Origin of the sequence: Parabacteroides acidifaciens, assembly GCF_003363715.1 — a bacterium.
Lineage (GTDB): Bacteria > Bacteroidota > Bacteroidia > Bacteroidales > Tannerellaceae > Parabacteroides > Parabacteroides acidifaciens.
This window is the reverse complement of sequence record NZ_QREV01000016.1, coordinates 25,108-44,268: the sequence shown is the minus strand read 5'-3', so window position 1 is coordinate 44,268 and position 19,161 is coordinate 25,108. Positions and strand designations below refer to the sequence as shown.

Sequence of the window (19,161 nt, the reverse complement as noted above, 5' to 3'; positions counted from 1 at the left end):
AAAACACAGGAAATATGAAAACAACATTGATATATACCCTATCGCTCGGCCTGCTGGTGGCCACAACCGGATGCAGTGACTTTTTGGAAAAAGAACCTCCACTGAACATTACGGAACAAGACGTCTTCTCCTCCCCCGAACGTTTGGACGGAGCCGTACTCGGCTTGTACGGCAAGATTAAAAACCCGTTCATGGGAGCCAAGACATACGTCTGCATCGAGAATATCGGCGACGACATGGTCAACGTCTCCGGCAACGGATACGAGGCGCTGGCCTCCTACGAGATGAACGTCGGCATGTCTACACAGGACAACGTAGACACCTGGAACGCCGCCTACCAGGCCATCAACAGCGCGAACACCTTCCTTAGCAGCCTCGAAAATGCCAAAGAAACGGCCGGAAACAAGTACGACCAGTATGTGCAGGAAGCCAAATTCGTACGGGCTTTCTGCTATTACTACCTGAATATGCTATATGCGAAACCTTATAAACTGGACAACAATGCCAAATCGGTCCCACTCCGTCTGAAAGCGGAAAACGACCTGTCGGGCAATGATTGCCCGCAGTCGTCCGTCAAAGAGATATTCGAACAGGTACTACGCGACCTAAGCGACATTTCCGCCCTGCCGGCAACGGGAAACACCTACGCCACTGTTACCCGCGCCTCGCAAGCGGCAGCCTGTATGCTCCGGATGCGCTGCTACATGGCTATGGAAGACTGGGACAAAGCGATCGCGGCCGGAGAAGCCATCAGCGGATATGCTTTGAGCCCGGACATCGCAACCGTTTTCTCGGCCCCTTACTATTGTGAAGAGACGATCTTCACCTTCCCTATGGCCAGCACCAACCAAGCCGGTATGCAGGCTGCCGTCCCTTATTTCCACTACAGTGGTTCGTCACTGGTGCTCGATGTCAAAAGCGGCATACAGGGCAAAGCGGGTTACGGATTGGAAAGCGATGCCCGTATCTCTAAGTTGACGGGCACGGCCAACTCGCAACCGATACTAAAGAAGTTCACCGACGGGGCGAGCTATCTGGACTGGGTGCCTATCTTCCGCTATGCGGAGACGCTGCTCAACCTGGCGGAATGCTACGCGATGACAGGCAATGAGGAGAAAGCCAAAAGCGCACTTGCCCAGGTACGCCATCGCTCCGTTCCCGCCGCTTCCGACCCTCTGGATATCGCTTCCCTCAGTGGCGAACGCCTGAAAGAGGCAATCTACAACGAACGGCGGGCCGAGCTTATCGGCGAAGCCATCCGCGCACTTGACATCCACCGGCGGGCCGAGAACTTCGTCAAAGGACAAGGCACTCCCAAAGCCTTCACCGTAACCCCGACCACTAACGGTTACATCTGGCCGATACCGACAATCGAACGGGCGGTAAACAAACTGATCACGGATTAGTCTAACCAACGGTACAAGCCGGCAGCCCTCACCCGACAAAGGTGGGGGCTTGTTGTTTCAACATCCTGAACCCGATCCGGCAATACAGGCATTTCTTCTTCTCACAATATTCGCGCTTCAACTGAATCAGCGCCTGGCTGTCGCCCGCATGGCGGACAGTGATGCCGGCATGGCAGAAGGAGGAAACAATGCTGTTCTTTTCCGGCGGAATGCTTTCCAGAAGACGGGTGGCCCGTTCGCAATATTCGGGCTGTTTGTTGCGGAGTCCATAAGCAAAAAGCATCGGGACAACCGTATTGATCAGCAGGATATTCAAGGCATTCTCACCCATCGGCTTCTCTTTCCGGGGAGAGGCATAGCGGAAATGGTAGTGCGTTTTCCAATAGTCCGAAGGGGAAACACGGAAATACTTCTTGATTTCCCCGGTACTGCCCGCTTCCAAGATTGCGGAAAAAAGGGTGTCGTGCTGTACCCAGAGAGTCGCTAACTGGGCCACTTTGAGATAGGGAAAGTTCACGGGCCGGGTACGCAAGCTCTTAAACACAAAATCATCCATTGGCGAAAGGCCGAACTTATGGCGCAGGAACTCATATTCGCGTTGCAACAACCGGTAATAATGATCTTCATTCTCTTCCGCTAACATACCCGCCTGCCCGAAAAGCATCGCCTCCACCTGCGAAGAGCTGCTCCTCTGTTTCCGGATACAACGGAGCGGAAGGCTCTTTGCTAATCTTTCGAACGCATCGTTATTCACGCCAAAACCGAAATTACGGGTTAAAGTAATATAAAAGACTTCATTCCAATCGTTGTTATAGGCATCCAGAAGGGTAAAGATGTCATGTGTCTTCCGTTCCAGCCGCTCGCTCAGCAACGCTTCCAGCCAGCAGTCTATGTGCAATGGCTCGATCTGCCGGATATAATCGAGGCACGGAAGGGAAGCCTCGCGGTAAAGCAGCCAGTCTATGCTCCGGGCGACAGTGTCGGGGACAGCCAAGACCAACTGCGGAATCGGTTCGCCATTCGTCCGGACAGGCAGGAAGTCATTCACACCGGTGACGTGCAGGACCACGCTGTCGTAAGCCTTGTCCGTATCATGATGATGCAGTAGCCAGTCGGAAGCTTTATCATGTATTTCCACACTTCCGGCCCATAACGTTTCGTCGATTTTTATTTTTGCATTGAAGAAGTCCGGTCCCGCATCCGTATTCTGCATTCCGGGGTCAATCACCTGGACAGGGCGTCCGTCTGTAGTAGCCAAAGAAGCGGCTGCGTAAAGTTTGTATTTCCAAACATAATGTAATAAACGTTCCATCTTTTTTCAGAGTTAAGATTTATGTCCCAAATCTAAGCATTATTCTTTATATTTGCAGCACGTTATCAATGGAAAGTTGAAAGTTAAAATTTGAAAGTTAAATATATAGAGATGAAGATTGCACTTATCGGTTACGGAAAGATGGGAAAGACCATCGAACAGATTGCACTTGGCAGAGGACACCAGATCGTGTCTATCGTAGATATAAACAACCCGGAAGAGATACATTCCGACAATTTCAAGAGCGCCGACGTCGCCATCGAATTCACCACCCCGGCTACGGCATTCAACAACTATATGCAGTGTTTTGCTGCCGGCGTCCCGGTCGTATCGGGCACGACAGGCTGGCTTGACCGGGTCGGCGAGATTAAGGAAATGTGCGAGAAAGAGGGAAAGACCTTCTTCTATGCCTCCAACTTCAGCATCGGCGTCAACATCTTCTTCGCCCTCAACAAATATCTGGCAAAGATCATGAACAATTTCCCCGCCTACGACGTCAAGATGATGGAAACACATCATATCCACAAACTGGATGCACCGAGCGGAACAGCTATCACACTGGCCGAAGGAATCCTTGAAAACGTCGACCGGAAAGAACGCTGGACGCTGGAAACAGCCGAAAAGGCGACCGACATCCCCATCCATGCCATCCGCGAAGGAGAAGTGCCGGGCATTCACGAAATCACATACGAATCGGATGTCGACACGATCAGCATCAAGCACGATGCCAAGAGCCGTGCCGGTTTTGCCTTGGGAGCCGTCGTTGCCGCCGAATTTACCGCCGGCAAGAAAGGGTTCCTCGGTATGGACGATATGCTTAAATTCTAATTAACAAAAAGGACACATGAAGAAGTTTTCAAAAAAACAATGGATTAAATTCAGCATAGCAGCCATCCTCTATCTGCTTTTTACGCTCTGGATGCAAAATGCCTGGTTGCTGCTCGGCCTGATCGTGCTGGTCGATATCTTCCTTACCCAATATATTCCTTGGGGAGCCTGGAAACGGACTAAGAACCCGCAAGTGCGCAACGTACTGGAATGGGTGGACGACATCCTGTTTGCACTGGTTGCTGTCTACTTTATCAATATTTTCATCTTCCAGAACTACCAGATCCCCAGTTCGTCACTGGAGAAGTCGCTCCTGGTAGGCGATTACCTGTTTGTCAGCAAGCTGAGCTACGGACCGCGCGTGCCGAACACGCCGATCGCTTTTCCGCTGGTACAGAACACTCTGCCGTTCTTCAACTGCAAGTCTTACCTGGACTGGCCGGAATGGGATTACAAGCGGGTGAAAGGTTTCGGACATGTGAAACGGAACGATATCGTCGTGTTCAACTTTCCGGCAGGCGATACGATTGCCATGAAGGTACAGAACCCGGACTATTATTCATTAGTGAAAGATTACGGGCGGGAAGCGATCCTGCTGGACAAAGCTACATTCGGCGACGTTATCTACCGCCCTGTCGACAAGCGTGAGAACTATGTTAAGCGCTGTATCGGTATGCCGGGCGATACGCTCGAAGTCCGCAACAACCAAGTCTACATCGACGGCGTTGCCGCCAAGAACCCGGAAAAGATGCAGCTCAAATATCTGTTGGAGACAAACGGTTCGATGTTGAGCGAAGAACAATTCCGCTTGTTGGACATCAGCAAGGCCGACCGCGCGATGATCGACGGCAACAACAATACGTCCCTGATGGCATTCTTGGGAATCAAGCCGAATGAGAACGGACAATACAATCCGGTTTATCACATCCCGTTGACCAAGAAAGCGTTAGAGACCGCAAAAAAACTTCCGATTGTCAAAAGCGTATTTGTAGAACCGGACACATTCGGCGGCGATACCTATTATCCGGTAGGCTACGAAACCGGCTGGAGCCGCGACAACTACGGACCGATATGGATACCGAAGAAGGGCGCAACAATCCCGCTGACAGAGCGAAATCTGGCTCTCTATAAACGTTGTATTGTCAACTACGAGCATAACAACCTCGAAGTAAAAGACGGAAAAGTCTATATCAACGGCAAGCCGGAGACATCCTATACATTCAAATACGACTATTACTGGATGATGGGCGACAACCGCCACAACAGCGCCGACAGCCGCTCGTGGGGCTTTGTTCCGGAAGACCATATCGTTGGAAAACCGATTATGATCTGGCTGTCTTTGGATAAAGACCGCAGTCTGTTCGACGGTGGCATCCGCTGGAACCGTATGTTCCGCTGGGTACATCCTGACTAAAAATATGAAACAATTCCTGATATCCGCAATCAAATGGTTGGCAATGATCCTCGTCATTGCAGGAATTGTCATGTCCGTCCGCCACTTCTGCGTCGAGTCTTACCGGATATCGACAAATGCGATGGAAGAGGCTTTACACCAGGGCGATTACATCCTGGTAAACAAGTTGCCGGTCGAAGGAAATCCCGGGCGGAACAGGGTGGTCCTGTTTACCAGCCCGCTGTTGAAAGACACCGTAAGCAGTCCCCTCTTCCTGAGCCGTTGTATCGGCATGCCGGGCGACACGATCCTTATCAGCAGCGACGGCTACGAGGTGAACGGAAAACGGCTGCCTCACTCGCCCCGTTCCCTCAGCACCTATTTCATTACCCAAAAGAGCGCGGCCGATTTCCTGAAAGCATTGCAAAAGCTGAATATTCCCGTAAGAGACTGGAAAAGCGAGACGTTCGGCTATTCCCTTTCGCTCACCTCCTTCGAAGAATACCAGCTGCGTGAAGAGCTGACGGAAGAGATGAATATCCATTTCATCCGGAACCAAGTAGCGCCCTATAAACTGGTTGTCCCACGAAAAGACCGGGCTTATCGCCTGGACGAAGCAGCCCTCACCGCCTGCAAGGAAGCGATCCGGGCACAGGTCGGCGACAAAGCTGTCTTTCGCGACGGCAAGCTCTATCTGGACGGACGGGAGACGACGTTCTTCTTCTTCGACCAGGATTATTACTGGATGCTTTCCGACAACGTGAACGAATCGGTAGACTCCCGGCATCTGGGCTTTATCCCCCGCGACCATATCATCGGAAACGCCTGGTTCTGCTGGTTCAGTGCCGATAAACAACGAATCTTTAAACCCGTACATTGATGCAATCCGCGTATATTTCAACGACCTATCTGGGTCCTGTCCAACAATATTGCAAGCTGCTCCAATACCCGGAGATACGGCTGGAGACTGCTGAGAACTATCTGAAGCAGACCTATCGTAACCGCTGCACCATCGCTGCCGCCAACGGGCCTCTCGCCCTGTCCGTCCCCATCGTAAAGCCGGACAGCCTGAAATGTCCGACCAAAGATATCCGCATCTCGGACCACGGCAACTGGCGCCACCTGCACTGGAACGCGCTGGTATCGGCCTACAACATGAGCCCCTTCTTCGAATATTACGAAGAAGACTTCGCCCCTTTTTACCAAAAGAAATACGACTTCCTGTTCGATTACAACGAAGAGCTGCGCGGATTGATTTGCCGCCTGTTAGACATACAGCCGAACATCATCTACACGGAAGAATACCTGCCGGACGTCGAGCACGACTTCCGCGAAACAATCCGCCCCAAACACGAAGGAGAAGACCCCGAGTTCCGCCCGCAACCTTACTATCAGGTATTCCAGGACAAACACGGCTTTCTGCCGAACATGAGCATCGTAGACTTGCTGTTCAACATGGGACCGGAAGGATTATTAGTGTTGCGGGATTCGATCGAGACAAATATATTGTAGTCAATAATTCAAACCGAACCACCAAAGCGGAAGAATGTTACCGGCCGAAAATTCTATTTGGTCTTTTACGACATATCCTTCCTCTGCATTTTCAATCTGTTTCTTGCCTTTGGATTTTCCTCCGACCTCGAATGTCCTCCGACCGATCTGGAAATCCGAAATAGAAGACGATATGACAGGATTCTTCACTCTAACCTGATTCAAAAAAAATGTCTCACGCAGATTTCCAACATTCACCTCATTCTCTGCAAGAGCATAAATCAAATTCGTGTTGTCAAGATATACCTTTTCTATTTTGCCGAGACCTCTGACTCCTCCTGTATCATCCCGCAATTGGGCTATCATCCCGGCATCTTCGATATAGAGGAAATAGTCGGACATTTGATTACGACCAGCTCCAATCATTTCAGCCAATTTACTCATATTAGGCTTGAAAGGAACGCTTTTAGCTATTATAGCGAGCAGTTTTTTAAACTTACGCCCCATAGAAGCCGGCATATCTGCAAATATCGGGATATCGTTTTCCAGCGTCAAGTTGATAATCTGCCGCAGCTTTTCTTCAAAACTGTTTTCTTTTGCAAAAGGATAATAGCCGCGTTTCAGATAGTCTTCGAAGTAGAGTAGCGGTGTTTTCAAGTTTGTTTCCTCCGGCAACCTGTTGACTATTTCATCCAATGAAAAAGCCGGAACCAGAATATGTTGAAAAAGTGCAAGGTATTCACGGAAAGAAAGTCCATACAAGTGATAGACAACAGCTCTCCGGCTCAAGTCGGAAGCTCCCTTGTTCAAATCCAATACAGAAGAACCGGAAAAGACTACCTTCAATTCGCTATAATAATCATATATGAGCTTCAGTTCTTTTGACCAATCTTTATATTTATGTATCTCGTCAATGAACAAGTAATGCATTCCCCTCTGCACCAATTTTTCAGCAAGATCCAACAGTTTGTGTTCACTGAAATAAATATCATCAGCATTCACATAAAGCACATCGTCTGCCTCCAACTCTTTTTTAATATACTGCAGCATCAAAGTCGTTTTACCGACACCTCGCGGTCCTCTGATACCGACAATACGGTTATTCCAGTCTATCTCATGATAAAGATAGCGGTAAAAACTTGTATCCGTTTCGCGGAGTAATTTCTTGTAAATTCTGATTAGATTGTCCATATAATTATGCTTTGTGACAAAGATAACAAAAAATGCACTTACCAAGTGCATTTTAGTATTATATTTGCACTTACGAAGTGCAGGGCCAGGGAACAGGAGGTTCAAAACTTTTTATCATTGACTTGTACGGAAAAAAGATCGCAAGGAAAGGTAATGCTTACTTTTGTACAACAAACCTTATTTATTACCTTGATATGAACTATTTGTACTTGATCGATTTGCTCTTCCAGGATTAATCTTTATCTTTGTATCGAAGACCTTAGAATTAATATTATGCATTTCAAAGCAATCTTATCAATAACAATAATTTGTCTTATTACCATCTCAAGGAGTGGCATCGCACAACCGGTATCTGCCAACATCGAGACAATGTTGAACCAGCTGGATTCCCTTCTGGCTCAAAAAGATAAGTTCGTCGCTATGAAAGCCAATAAGATAGAAGAGTTGAGAAAGATGAAGAGGAAGGCGATAACCGAAGAAGAAGAATTCTGGCTCAACAAACTTTTTTATGACGAATACATGGTTTATGACAGCGATTCCGCCCTGGCTTACATTTATAAAAACTTAGAAATAGCCTCTCATTTAAACAACCCGAAATGGGCTGCGCAATGGAAAATAGAACAGGCATTTATCTATACGGCCACCGGTTTCCTGAAAGAAGCGCTGGACGTCCTGCAGGAGATAAAAGCGGATGAACTACCGCCCCTTTTGAGAACCGATTATTACGGACAAATGATGTATCTTTATTCCCACTATGGACAATATTCAGGAGATAACTCACAACAAAGCGAATCATATTACGCCAAGGAGAGATCGTACCGCGACTCTGTCTTCATCCATACGACCGATAATCACCCGCTCTACTTATGGTACAAAGGATGGCAATATTACGGGACACCCGAGGCCGGTAAAGTGATCGAACTTTTAAAACAGACACTGGCCACGTCTCCGTTCGACACAAGAAGGGATGCAATGAACGCTTATATCCTGTCTCTGTTATACCGGGAGAACAGTAACGAAGAAGAGTATCTTCGTTACCTCATTTTATCAGCAGTCGCTGATATCCGGTCGGCCAATCATGACATCGCTTCATTAGAGGAATTGGGCAAGATTCTATATGAAAAAGGAGACATAGACCGCGCCTATTCTTACCTTAACTATTGCTTAGGATGCGTACAACTGTACAAAAACAGGATACGCATGATCAGCCTTTCTTCCGTACTGGATACGATCCATAAAACATATGAACAACGCAACAAGATACAAGAGGCCAAACTGCACCAATATCTGTTTTTGGTAAGTCTGCTTTCCCTAATCTTACTGGCCGCCATCCTGTTCATCCGCATTCAGATCAGAAAAATCAAAGAATCAAGGAGAAATCTGAACGAAATGAATCAAGTTCTAAACAAGCATGTGATAGAACTGGAAGAAGCCCAAAAGCAATTGGCCGATGCGAACCGGCAGCTCCAGCTGTTAAACTACCAGCTTCAAGAAACCAATACCGAGCTGACGGAATCGAACTATGTCAAAGAAGAATATATCGGTTATATATTTAATATCTGTTCCAACTATATCAGCAAACTGGATGAATATAGAAAGAACATAAACCGGAAAGTTAAAACCGGAATGGTAGACGAAGTGAAGAAGATGACGGACGTACCTTCTTTCATCTCCAATGAACTGAAAGAGTTTTATCGCAATTTCGACGCTATCTTCCTTCATATTTATCCCGACTTTGTATCCGATTTCAACTCTTTGCTGCAACCGGACAAACAAATCGTTTTGAAAGAAGGGGAATTGCTGAACACCGAACTGCGGATTTATGCCTTGGTCCGTCTTGGAATCAGCGACAGCGTGAAGATTGCCGAGTTTCTCCACTGTTCTCCGCAAACGGTGTACAACAGCCGGTTAAAAACACGCAGTAAATCGATTATTCCTAAAGAACAATTTGCAGAAACCGTAAAAGCATTAGGAAAAATAAAGAATTGAGCATCATCAAACATTCCTTTTAGCCTGTTGAATACTTACTTTTTTCATTCGCATAAAAACCGCATATAATTAATTATCAATAATATACCACACGCGCCAACTTACTTTTTTTACTTACCGACATATTGAAGCCGGCAAGAGTCATTTTACTTTTGCCAACACAAAACAATATTAATTTAGTTCGTTAACTTTAAAATGTATTCAGCATGAAAAACATTTTTTTAAGTAAAGGATTTCATAGAGGAATAGTGCCTCTATTGTTCCTCTTGTTATTCCCCGCATTCATATATGCGCAGAAAGTAACGGTCAGTGGCCAGGTAAAAGACGTGCAAGGGGAACCGATCATCGGTGCCAATGTAGTTATTAAAGGGACAACCATTGGCGTAATCACAGACCTGGACGGCATGTTCAGTATTCCCGATGTGGAAACCGGTGCAACAATCGATATTTCCTATATCGGTTACCTGCCGCAATCATTCGTTGTGAAAGACATGAAACCGCTGTCTGTCACCTTAAAAGAAGATACACAAGCTCTTGAAGAGGTTGTCGTTATCGGTTACGGTGTCCAGAAAAAGAGCGTGGTAACGGCTTCCATCGCCAAAGTTGGTTCTGAAGAACTGGCTCAGACGGCTCCCGTCCGCGTGGATAACGCATTGAAAGGTTTGGCTGCCGGTGTACAGGTAACCACACAAAACGGCCAGCCGGGTACAGGTTCAGTCATCCGTGTTCGCGGAACAGGAACCATCAACACGGCCGATCCTCTTTATATCGTAGACGGCATGCCGATCAGTGGTGGCATCGATAACATTAATCCTGCCGACATAGCTTCTATAGAAGTATTGAAAGATGCCGCTTCGGCTGCCGTGTATGGTTCCCGTGCCGCCAACGGCGTAGTTTTGGTTACAACCAAGCAAGGCTCGATCGGTAAAGTGAGAGTTTCTTACGATTTCTCTTATGGCTGGCAGTCCGCCTGGAAAAAACGCAGTATGCTGAATGCCTCCGAATATGCGACGCTGATGAACGAAGCACAGCAGTATTCCAACGGTACCGACCGTTTTGCAGACACAAATCTGGGCGTAGGCACAAACTGGCAGGATGTATTGTTTAACGACGGAGCTCCCGTGCAGAACCATCAGTTAAGCGTCAGCGGTGCAAACGAAAAAGTAAGCTACTATTTTTCAGCCGGCTATTATAACCAGGAAGGTATTATCGGTGGAAACTACGACCGCTCCAACTACGAACGTCTTTCATTCCGCAGCAATACCCTTTATAACCTGTTCGACGAGACGAAAAACCGTAACTGGTTGAACAAAATGACTATCGGAGTCAATATGTCTTATTCCCGCATAAACAGCATCGGGGTCAGCGCCGGTAACCTGACAGGCTCTCCGTTGGGAGACGCTCTTTTCATGGATCCGACAATGGAAGTCTACGCACAGGATGAAGACCATGTAAACGGCTATACGGCAGATATCCGTAGCAAGTATGGCGATCCCGTACGTGACCAACTCACCGGACAGGTATTGCAGATTCCGGAAAACTTCAACGAAATCACAAACCCGCTGGGCCGTATGTCCGCACAACCCGGAACAAAAAACAATTCGGATAAGATCATCGCCAACCTGACCGCCGAACTGGGAATCTGGGATAATCTGAAGTATAAGTTCTCTTGGGGTTCGGACCTCGCATTCTGGGGAGCCGACAGTTGGAATCATCCTTATTATTTAGGCAGGAACTGTAATCAATCCATTGCCGACGGACGTTCCAGCGTTACATCCGAGATGAATCGCGGTTATACCTGGCAGATTGAAAATGTGTTGACTTACGACAAAACAATCAGCCAGCATACTTTTAATGTGGTATTGGGACAATCGGCCGAACGCAACGCAGGCCGCCGGCTGTACGGGATGGCAAAAGATTTGATTGCCTACATGGACGACAAGGCCAATATCGACTTTACCACCTCCCTGCCGAATAACGGGAACCGGAATACGGAAGGCGGATTGACCGACCCTCACTCTTTGGCTTCCTATTTCGGACGTTTAAGCTACAACTTCGCAGAACGTTATATGTTGCAGCTGACTGTACGCCGGGATGGTTCATCACGCTTCGGTGAAAACAACAAGTGGGGTACTTTCCCTTCTGTTTCTTTAGGATGGAATTTAACAAACGAGCCGTTTATGGAAAAGCGTCCTGATTGGCTGACGAGTACGAAGGTACGTCTCTCCTGGGGTAAGAATGGTAATGAAGCCATCGGTAACTTCCGCTACACAGCCAACGTGTCGATGAACAACAACTATCCTTTCGGTGCTTACGGCAGAGGTGAACAGATCATAATGGGTTCCAAGCCTTCAGGCACCCCCAATGCGGATCTGATGTGGGAAGAATCGGAACAATATGATGCCGGTATCGATTTCGGCTTCCTCGGTAATGCGCTGACCTTTACGGTCGACTACTACCAAAAGAAGACCAACGGTATGCTGAAAGAAATGGCAATCCCTAACTATCTGGGTGAATCGAAGCCTTGGGGTAATGTCGGTTCAATGAAAAACGAAGGTGTAGAATTTGAAGTCGGTTACAAATACAGCCACAAGGACTTCCGCTTCGGAGTCAGCGCCAATGTTTCTTATCTGAAGAACAAACTGGTAGACTTAGGAACGGCTGACGGTTTCGAAATGATGGACCAGGTACACATCCTGGGGAATGTCGGCCGTGCTGAAAACGGTATGCCTTATCCTTACTTCTACGGTTATAAGACAGCCGGCATTTTCCAGAACCAGGCAGAAATCGATGCTTACACGAACAGTAAGGGAGAAAAATTGCAGCCGCTTGCCGTCCCCGGTGATGTGAAATTTGTAGACTTGGACGGAAACGGTACGATCGACGATGAAGATAAAACCATGATCGGTAAAGGTACTCCGGACTGGACCTTCGGTTTGAATCTGACTGCTGCTTATAAGGATATTGACTTTTCAATGTTATTTTCCGGCTCATTGGGACAGGATATTATGGACGTAACCCGTCGTCTGGATGTATCTGCCGTAAATGTACCTCAGGAATTTATGGATCGTTGGCACGGAGAAGGTACTTCCAATATGATGCCTCGCTTCTGTTATCCGGGCGACGACATGAACGGTAACTGGAAAAAAGTATCTGATTTATATGTGCACAACGGCAGTTTCGCCCGTATCAAGAATATGCAGATCGGCTACACGCTGCCGAAGAACCTGACACGCAAATTCTTTGTCGACAGACTTCGTTTGTATGTCGCTGCCGAGAACCTGTTGACATTGACTTCCTATAAGGGCTTGGATCCGGAAATAAATGCCAAAGACGCTGCCGGAGACAAATCAAACGGTATCGACCGCGGCTACTATCCGCAAGCCCGTACATTTACAGTTGGCTTGAATCTTAATTTCTAATAATTTAAAAAATAGAATCGATATGAAAAAGAATAAATTATATACTTTTGTTGCTACCACAATACTTGCAACGGGACTTGTTTCGTGTGGAGACAGTTTCTTAACCGAAGAACCGGCAAGCAGCGTACCCATCACTGGCTATTATACCGATGATGCAAAAATGGTCGAAGCAATGGCGGCCGCTTATGATCCGATGCAGTGGTTCGACTACTACAATGGTTGGTTTCCTTTGAATCTGGCCTGGGACGCAGGAAGCGATGATATTTATCCGGGTGGAGGCGACACTTCCGACCAAGGTTATCTTCATGAAATTTCCTGGTATGGCTGTAGCCCTACCAATGATATAAAGGGAGCATGGACCGTAGCCTACTCCGGCATAAACCGCTCCATCCGTTTAATGGATAATGCGGAAGCCGCGAATATTTCCGAAGCAGACAAAAAAGCTTACAATGCGGAAGGACGGGTATTGCGCGATTGGTACTATCTGGTATTGTGGAAAACGTGGGGAAATGTTCCTTTCTATACAGAGAACCTGACATTCCCGTATATCGCAGAACAGTTGAAAGCCGATGAGGTATATAATAATATGGTAACCGACCTGGAAGACGTATTGGCATCCAACATCCTCCCGATGAAACGCGATCTCGCGTGGGCAGGCCGGATGACTCAGGCTGCCGCTGCCATGATTTATGCCGATTATGTTATGTATCAGAAAGATGAAAGCCGTTATTCAAAGGCATTGGGCTATATGAAAGATATCATTGCTTCCGGCCAGTATAAACTGGTTACGGACTACGATGACCTGTTCGCCTATGCAACGGAATGGTCCGATGAAATCATCCTTGATATCAACTACATCTCTGCCGGCGGTAAACGCGGCTGGGGCAATGCCGGTGCTTGCGGCGGTACTGTCATTCCTGCCATGATCGGTGTGGATGGATTGAATTATGTCGGCGGTTTGGATACGGGACATGGTCCGCACACCGAGTTTGAAGGCGGCTGGGGCTTCTGTGTCATCACAAAGGATGCCTATGATGCTTTCGAGCCGGGAGATATCCGCCGTGATGTTGCAGTATTGAATATTGACACTTACCAGGAAGAAATGATGAACAAAGGAATTGCAGTGAACTATACGGGCCGTTACCAGAATACCGGTTATTTCCTGCGCAAATATTTAGGCCGTCCGGGTGGTAAAGCCGACCAGGCAGGCGATGCAGACTTGAACTGGGAAAACAATTTCCACCTGTACCGATATGCAGAAACACTGTTGAATGCAGCAGAACTGGCATGGCGTACAAATTCGGGAGAAGCGCAAAGCTATTTCGATCAGGTACGCGACCGTGCAGGTTTAGGTTCCAAGGCTATTTCCGAAGAAGCTATCATGCAGGAACGCCGTGTAGAATTGCTCGGTGAAGGTAAGCGATACTTCGACTTGATCCGTTTCGGCAAGGCATCGACAGTCTTAACACCGGGTGGCGGCGCCATCTATGAGACAAAAGACGAACACCGTTATGTTTATACAGACGGGACCATCACGGATGAAAAGAAGAAAGGTGAAGTCAAAACGGATGAAAACGGCAAACCGATAAATCTCGCGATTGGCGGAACACTGAAATGGACGGAAAGAGGCAAGGCTATTCCACAGCGCCCGCAATGGACGGAAAACAAGAAATACCTGCCGATTCCCCAGATTGAAATAGAATCTTCGCATGGAGCAACCGTACAGAATCCATATTAATTGATTAAACAACATGGGGATATCCACAGAATAAATTCTTAGGATATCCCCTTTTATTATATGATACCATGAATAAAGTTTGGATTTCATTTTTATGCATCTTCTGCACTTGCGGACTATTTGCCGCACCGGAAGAAACAGAGAAAGTTCCGCAGGGCTACACCTTAATTTGGCAAGACGAGTTCAACGACGCTTCTTCATTGCCGGATCCTGCGAAATGGTGGTATGAAAGCGGCGGTCACGGTTGGGGCAACCACGAACTGCAAACCTATGTGGAAGGTTTCCGGGGTACTGATACCTGCGCGGTGGTAAGCGACGGCACGCTAAAGATAATCCTCAAAAAAGCAGGTGATGACGTTTATTCTATCCGTATGAATACGTACGAAAGCTGGACATACGGCTATTTCGAAGCCCGTATGAAGCTTCCGGCAGGGAAAGGCACCTGGCCCGCTTTCTGGATGATGCCAAAGAACGGCAAGACGTGGCCCGGTGACGGTGAAATAGACATCATGGAGGAAGTAGGATACGACCCCAACGTCGTACATTCCACCATCCACTGCGAAGCCTACAACCACCGGAAAAATACGCAAAAAGGCAAGAACATACTTGTACCTGCAGCCCAGTCGGATTTCCATGTCTATGCTGTCGAATGGACGGAAGACATCATCAAAGGCTATGTCGACGGAGAATGTTACTTTACTTTTGAAAACGACAAAACCGGCAACAAAGACACCTGGCCTTTCAACACGCCTTTCTACCTGAAACTGAATCTGGCCTGGGGTGGCGACTGGGGAGGTGCGAAGGGTATAGACGAAACAGCGCTTCCCACCGTCTTTGAAATAGATTACGTACGTGTATATCAAAAAAAATAATGCCATGAATATAAAACGATTATCTGCCTGCTTGTTGCTTTTGCCTCTTTTATCGTGCGCAGAACCTCAAGAGGCTAAAGAAGGAGATGTTGAAAGTCGGGTAAACGCTTTGCTAAAGCAAATGACCCTGCAGGAAAAGATCGGCCAGATGAACCAGTTAAGTCCTTTTGGCGGCATCGAAGAAATGGCAGGGCTGATCAAGGAAGGAAAAGTCGGTTCGTTGCTGAACCTGACCGATCCTGAATTGGTGAATAAGGCACAGGAAATAGCCGTAAAAGAATCCCGCTTAGGAATACCTCTTTTGATGTCGCGGGATGTCATCCATGGCTATAAAACAATCTTCCCGATTCCTTTGGGACAAGCGGCCACTTTCAATCCCCAAATAGCAGAAGACGGAGCCAGGGTAGCGGCTATCGAAGCATCGGCCGACGGAATCCGTTGGACATTTGCCCCAATGATCGACGTATCGAGGGATGCACGCTGGGGACGTATGGCGGAAAGTTGCGGGGAAGATCCCTACCTGTCTGCCGTGATGGGAACTGCAATGGTAATGGGGTTCCAGGGCAATTCCTTGAATGACCCCACATCCATGGCTGCCTGTGCCAAGCATTTTGTCGGCTATGGAGCTGTAGAAAGTGGAAAAGACTATAACTCGACATTCATCCCGGAACGTGTGTTGCGCAATGTTTACTTTCCACCGTTCGAGGCGGCGGCGCGTGCAGGCTGTGCAACCTTTATGACCTCGTTCAACGATAACGACGGAGTTCCTTCCACGGCAAACAAATTCATTTTAAAAGATGTACTCCGGAAAGAATGGAACTACGACGGCATGGTGGTGACAGACTGGGCCTCAGCAGCAGAAATGATCGCACACGGCTTCTGCAAAGATGAGAAAGAAGCAGCTGAAAAAGCGATCAATGCCGGCGTAGATATGGATATGGTAAGCAGCGTCTTCATTCATAACATGGAGGCATTGGTGAAAGAGAAGAAGGTTTCGGAAGCCACAATAGACGATGCTGTCCGCAACATCCTGCGGTTGAAATTCAGGTTAGGGTTATTTGAGAACCCATATGTGGACGCCGACCAATCGGTAAAATATGCAGAAGACCATTTGGCTAAGGCCAAGGAAGCCGCCATCCAATCGGCTATCCTGTTGAAAAACGACAAACAGACTTTGCCTCTGACAGATAAGATCCGCACGATCGTCGTAACAGGCCCGCTGGCGGATGCCCCGCATGACCAGCTGGGAACATGGGTTTTCGACGGGGAAAAGGAACATACCCAGACACCGTTGAAAGCATTGCAGGAAATGTATGGCGACAAAATACGGATTGTCTACGAACCGGGACTCGCCTACAGCCGCGACAAACAGCGCGAAGGCATCACGAAAGCAGTTGCCGCCGTCCGGAACGCCGATATCGTATTGGCCTTCGTTGGCGAAGAAGCCATCCTTTCAGGAGAAGCGCATTCTTTAGCCGATTTGAATTTGCAGGGAGCACAGGCTGACCTAATCTCCGCCCTGTCACAAACCGGCAAACCCGTCGTGACAATCGTCATGGCCGGTCGGCCACTGACGATTGGAAAGCAGGTGGAAGAATCAACTGCCGTCCTCTACTCGTTCCACCCCGGCACAATGGGTGGTCCGGCCTTGGTCGACCTGCTGTTCGGAACTGCCGTCCCAAGCGGAAAAACTCCGGTTACCTTCCCTAAAATGACAGGACAGTCACCTATATATTACGCACATCATCACACAGGACGCGCTCCGAGCGGGCAGGAAATCCTGATAGACGAAATACCTTTGGAGGCCGGACAAACATCGTTAGGCTGTACCTCTTTCTATATAGATGCCGGTTTCGGCCCTTTATTCCCGTTCGGATACGGACTGAGTTATACGACTTTCCAATACAACCGGATAAACATCTCCGCAGATAAGCTGAAGACAACCGATACGCTGATTGCCAGCGTCGACATTACAAACACCGGGAAATATGCCGGAACGGAAGTCGTACAGCTTTACATACAGGATAAAGTCGGTTCCGTCACCCGTCCGGTTAAAGAGCTGAAAGGGTTCAAGCGTGTCGACCTGCAACCCGGGGAAAAACAGACTGTCACGTTTTCTCTTCCTGTCAGCGAACTGGCATTCTGGAATATCGATATGCAAAAAGTCGTCGAACCGGGCGATTTCACCATTTGGTTAGGCACGAACAGCCAGGAAGGGCTTTCTGCCGATTTCGAAGTTATTAATTAAGTAATCAGAGATGAACATGAGAAATATAATTTACGCATTACTGATCATAGGATGTTTAGTTGCGTGCCAACAGCAAACACAGCAAGAGTCGGCAATTACGCCTGCGCCCGAATCCTTCATCCGCATAGACGGACAGAACCTCATCCTTCCGAATGGAAGCAAGTTCCTGATAAAAGGGACGAACTTAGGCAACTGGCTGAATCCGGAAGGATATATGTTCGGATTCAACAAAACCAATTCTCCGGGCCGGATCAACCAGATGCTTTGCGAAATGGTCGGACCGGACTTTGTCGCCGAATTCTGGAAACAGTTCAAGGACAACTACATCACCCGGGAAGACATCGAGTTCATTGCTTCCACAGGCGCAAACACCATACGCCTGCCGTTCCACTATAAACTGTTCACGGATGAAGACTATATGGGACTGACCGCAGCGCAAGACGGCTTTGCCCGCATAGACAGTGTCGTCGGCTGGTGCCGGGACAACCATCTTTACCTGATACTGGATATGCACGATGCACCGGGCGGACAGACCGGCGATAACATCGACGACAGCTACGGTTACCCCTGGCTGTTCGACAGCGAACCAAGTCAACAACTGTTTTGCGACATTTGGCGCAAAATAGCCGACTACTATAAGAATGAACCGGTAATCTTAGGATACGAACTGATCAACGAACCGATCGCCCCTTATTTTGAAAACATGGAAGAGCTGAATGCCAAGCTGGAACCACTCCACAAACGGGCGGTCGCAGCCATCCGTGAGGTAGACCGCAACCACATCATCCTGTTGGGAGGCGCCCAGTGGAACGGCAATTTCCGTCCCTTCACCGATTCGACTTACGACGACAAGATCATGTACACCTGCCACCGTTACGGAGGAGAAGCGACTCAAGCCGCCATCCAGGAAATCATCGACTTCCGCGACCGGGTGAACCTGCCGATGTATATGGGCGAAATAGGTCACAACCGGGAAGCCTGGATGAACGCTTTCTGCCATGTCATGGAAGAGAACAATATCGGATGGACCTTCTGGCCTTACAAGAAAATAGACAATTCCGCATTTGCCGGCATCAAGGCACCGGAGGGCTGGGAAAGTATAGTCGCTTTCTCCGAAGCTCCCCGAAGCACTTACAAAGAAATCCGGGATGCACGACCGGAACAGGAAAAGGCCAAAGCGGCCTTGCTTGAGTTTATCCGGAACAGCCGGATCGAGCAGTGCATCATCCAAAAAGAATATATTCAATCACTCAATCTAAAAGTACGATAAC

13 protein-coding genes are annotated in these 19,161 nt (G+C 48.1%); 11 read left to right on the top strand and 2 right to left on the bottom strand.

Features of this window, described 5'->3' with window-relative positions; genetic code table 11:
- Positions 1-14: 14 nt before the first annotated feature.
- Positions 15-1,406 carry a RagB/SusD family nutrient uptake outer membrane protein gene (locus tag DWU89_RS08925; RefSeq protein WP_115499302.1) on the top strand — a complete coding sequence of 464 codons (1,392 nt, stop codon included), beginning with the start codon at positions 15-17 and terminating at the stop codon, positions 1,404-1,406.
- A gap of 28 nt (positions 1,407-1,434) precedes the next feature.
- Here DWU89_RS08925 and DWU89_RS08920 read toward each other — a convergent pair whose 3' ends face one another.
- Positions 1,435-2,718, bottom strand: coding sequence for a DUF2851 family protein (locus DWU89_RS08920; protein ID WP_115499301.1), 1,284 nt, complete (start codon positions 2,716-2,718; stop codon positions 1,435-1,437).
- A 111-nt stretch (positions 2,719-2,829) separates the two neighbouring features.
- On the opposite strand from DWU89_RS08920, the gene dapB reads away from it, so the two are divergent.
- The 4 genes from dapB to DWU89_RS08900 are packed head-to-tail and all read left to right on the top strand — an operon-like array spanning position 2,830 to position 6,451.
- Positions 2,830-3,546 carry a 4-hydroxy-tetrahydrodipicolinate reductase gene (gene dapB / locus DWU89_RS08915; protein ID WP_115499332.1) on the top strand — a complete coding sequence of 239 codons (717 nt, stop codon included), beginning with the start codon at positions 2,830-2,832 and terminating at the stop codon, positions 3,544-3,546.
- Positions 3,547-3,562: 16 nt separating this feature from the next.
- Positions 3,563-4,960, top strand: coding sequence for a signal peptidase I (gene lepB / locus DWU89_RS08910; RefSeq protein ID WP_115499300.1), 1,398 nt, complete (start codon positions 3,563-3,565; stop codon positions 4,958-4,960).
- A gap of 4 nt (positions 4,961-4,964) precedes the next feature.
- Positions 4,965-5,819, top strand: coding sequence for a signal peptidase I (gene lepB / locus DWU89_RS08905; RefSeq protein WP_115499299.1), 855 nt, complete (start codon positions 4,965-4,967; stop codon positions 5,817-5,819).
- Complete coding sequence (locus tag DWU89_RS08900) at positions 5,819-6,451, top strand: WbqC family protein (protein WP_115499298.1); 633 nt, start codon at positions 5,819-5,821, stop codon at positions 6,449-6,451. Before lepB (DWU89_RS08905) ends, DWU89_RS08900 begins: the two co-directional genes overlap by 1 nt.
- Here DWU89_RS08900 and DWU89_RS08895 read toward each other — a convergent pair whose 3' ends face one another.
- Positions 6,452-7,621 carry an ATP-binding protein gene (locus DWU89_RS08895; protein ID WP_115499331.1) on the bottom strand — a complete coding sequence of 390 codons (1,170 nt, stop codon included), beginning with the start codon at positions 7,619-7,621 and terminating at the stop codon, positions 6,452-6,454.
- Between the two features lie 273 nt (positions 7,622-7,894).
- On the opposite strand from DWU89_RS08895, the gene DWU89_RS08890 reads away from it, so the two are divergent.
- The 6 genes from DWU89_RS08890 to DWU89_RS08865 all read left to right on the top strand — a co-directional run bounded on the left by DWU89_RS08890 (position 7,895) and on the right by DWU89_RS08865 (position 19,160).
- Positions 7,895-9,610, top strand: a complete 1,716-nt coding sequence (locus DWU89_RS08890) for a DUF6377 domain-containing protein (RefSeq protein WP_115499297.1) — start codon at positions 7,895-7,897, stop codon at positions 9,608-9,610.
- A 206-nt stretch (positions 9,611-9,816) separates the two neighbouring features.
- Entirely contained in the window at positions 9,817-13,032 is a 3,216-nt protein-coding gene (locus DWU89_RS08885; protein ID WP_115499296.1) for a SusC/RagA family TonB-linked outer membrane protein, read from the top strand.
- 22 nt (positions 13,033-13,054) lie between these two features.
- Positions 13,055-14,770 (top strand): RagB/SusD family nutrient uptake outer membrane protein, encoded by a 1,716-nt coding sequence (locus DWU89_RS08880; protein ID WP_115499295.1) that lies wholly within the window; start codon positions 13,055-13,057, stop codon positions 14,768-14,770.
- A 68-nt stretch (positions 14,771-14,838) separates the two neighbouring features.
- Positions 14,839-15,642, top strand: coding sequence for a glycoside hydrolase family 16 protein (locus DWU89_RS08875; protein WP_115499294.1), 804 nt, complete (start codon positions 14,839-14,841; stop codon positions 15,640-15,642).
- A 4-nt stretch (positions 15,643-15,646) separates the two neighbouring features.
- Entirely contained in the window at positions 15,647-17,890 is a 2,244-nt protein-coding gene (gene bglX, locus DWU89_RS08870) for a beta-glucosidase BglX (protein WP_115499330.1), read from the top strand.
- A gap of 16 nt (positions 17,891-17,906) precedes the next feature.
- A complete protein-coding gene (locus tag DWU89_RS08865) occupies positions 17,907-19,160 on the top strand; it encodes a glycoside hydrolase family 5 protein (protein WP_115499293.1) in 1,254 nt (417 codons plus the stop codon).
- The last annotated feature ends 1 nt before the right edge of the window (position 19,161 follow it).

What these genes read in the sequence shown, in the direction of transcription:
- DWU89_RS08925 (WP_115499302.1), top strand. Translation starts at nt 15, where the DNA reads ATGAAAACAACATTGATATATACCCTATCGCTCGGCCTGCTGGTGGCC.
- DWU89_RS08920 (WP_115499301.1), bottom strand. Translation starts at nt 2,718, where the DNA reads ATGGAACGTTTATTACATTATGTTTGGAAATACAAACTTTACGCAGCC.
- dapB (WP_115499332.1), top strand. Translation starts at nt 2,830, where the DNA reads ATGAAGATTGCACTTATCGGTTACGGAAAGATGGGAAAGACCATCGAA.
- lepB (WP_115499300.1), top strand. Translation starts at nt 3,563, where the DNA reads ATGAAGAAGTTTTCAAAAAAACAATGGATTAAATTCAGCATAGCAGCC.
- lepB (WP_115499299.1), top strand. Translation starts at nt 4,965, where the DNA reads ATGAAACAATTCCTGATATCCGCAATCAAATGGTTGGCAATGATCCTC.
- DWU89_RS08900 (WP_115499298.1), top strand. Translation starts at nt 5,819, where the DNA reads ATGCAATCCGCGTATATTTCAACGACCTATCTGGGTCCTGTCCAACAA.
- DWU89_RS08895 (WP_115499331.1), bottom strand. Translation starts at nt 7,621, where the DNA reads ATGGACAATCTAATCAGAATTTACAAGAAATTACTCCGCGAAACGGAT.
- DWU89_RS08890 (WP_115499297.1), top strand. Translation starts at nt 7,895, where the DNA reads ATGCATTTCAAAGCAATCTTATCAATAACAATAATTTGTCTTATTACC.
- DWU89_RS08885 (WP_115499296.1), top strand. Translation starts at nt 9,817, where the DNA reads ATGAAAAACATTTTTTTAAGTAAAGGATTTCATAGAGGAATAGTGCCT.
- DWU89_RS08880 (WP_115499295.1), top strand. Translation starts at nt 13,055, where the DNA reads ATGAAAAAGAATAAATTATATACTTTTGTTGCTACCACAATACTTGCA.
- DWU89_RS08875 (WP_115499294.1), top strand. Translation starts at nt 14,839, where the DNA reads ATGAATAAAGTTTGGATTTCATTTTTATGCATCTTCTGCACTTGCGGA.
- bglX (WP_115499330.1), top strand. Translation starts at nt 15,647, where the DNA reads ATGAATATAAAACGATTATCTGCCTGCTTGTTGCTTTTGCCTCTTTTA.
- DWU89_RS08865 (WP_115499293.1), top strand. Translation starts at nt 17,907, where the DNA reads ATGAGAAATATAATTTACGCATTACTGATCATAGGATGTTTAGTTGCG.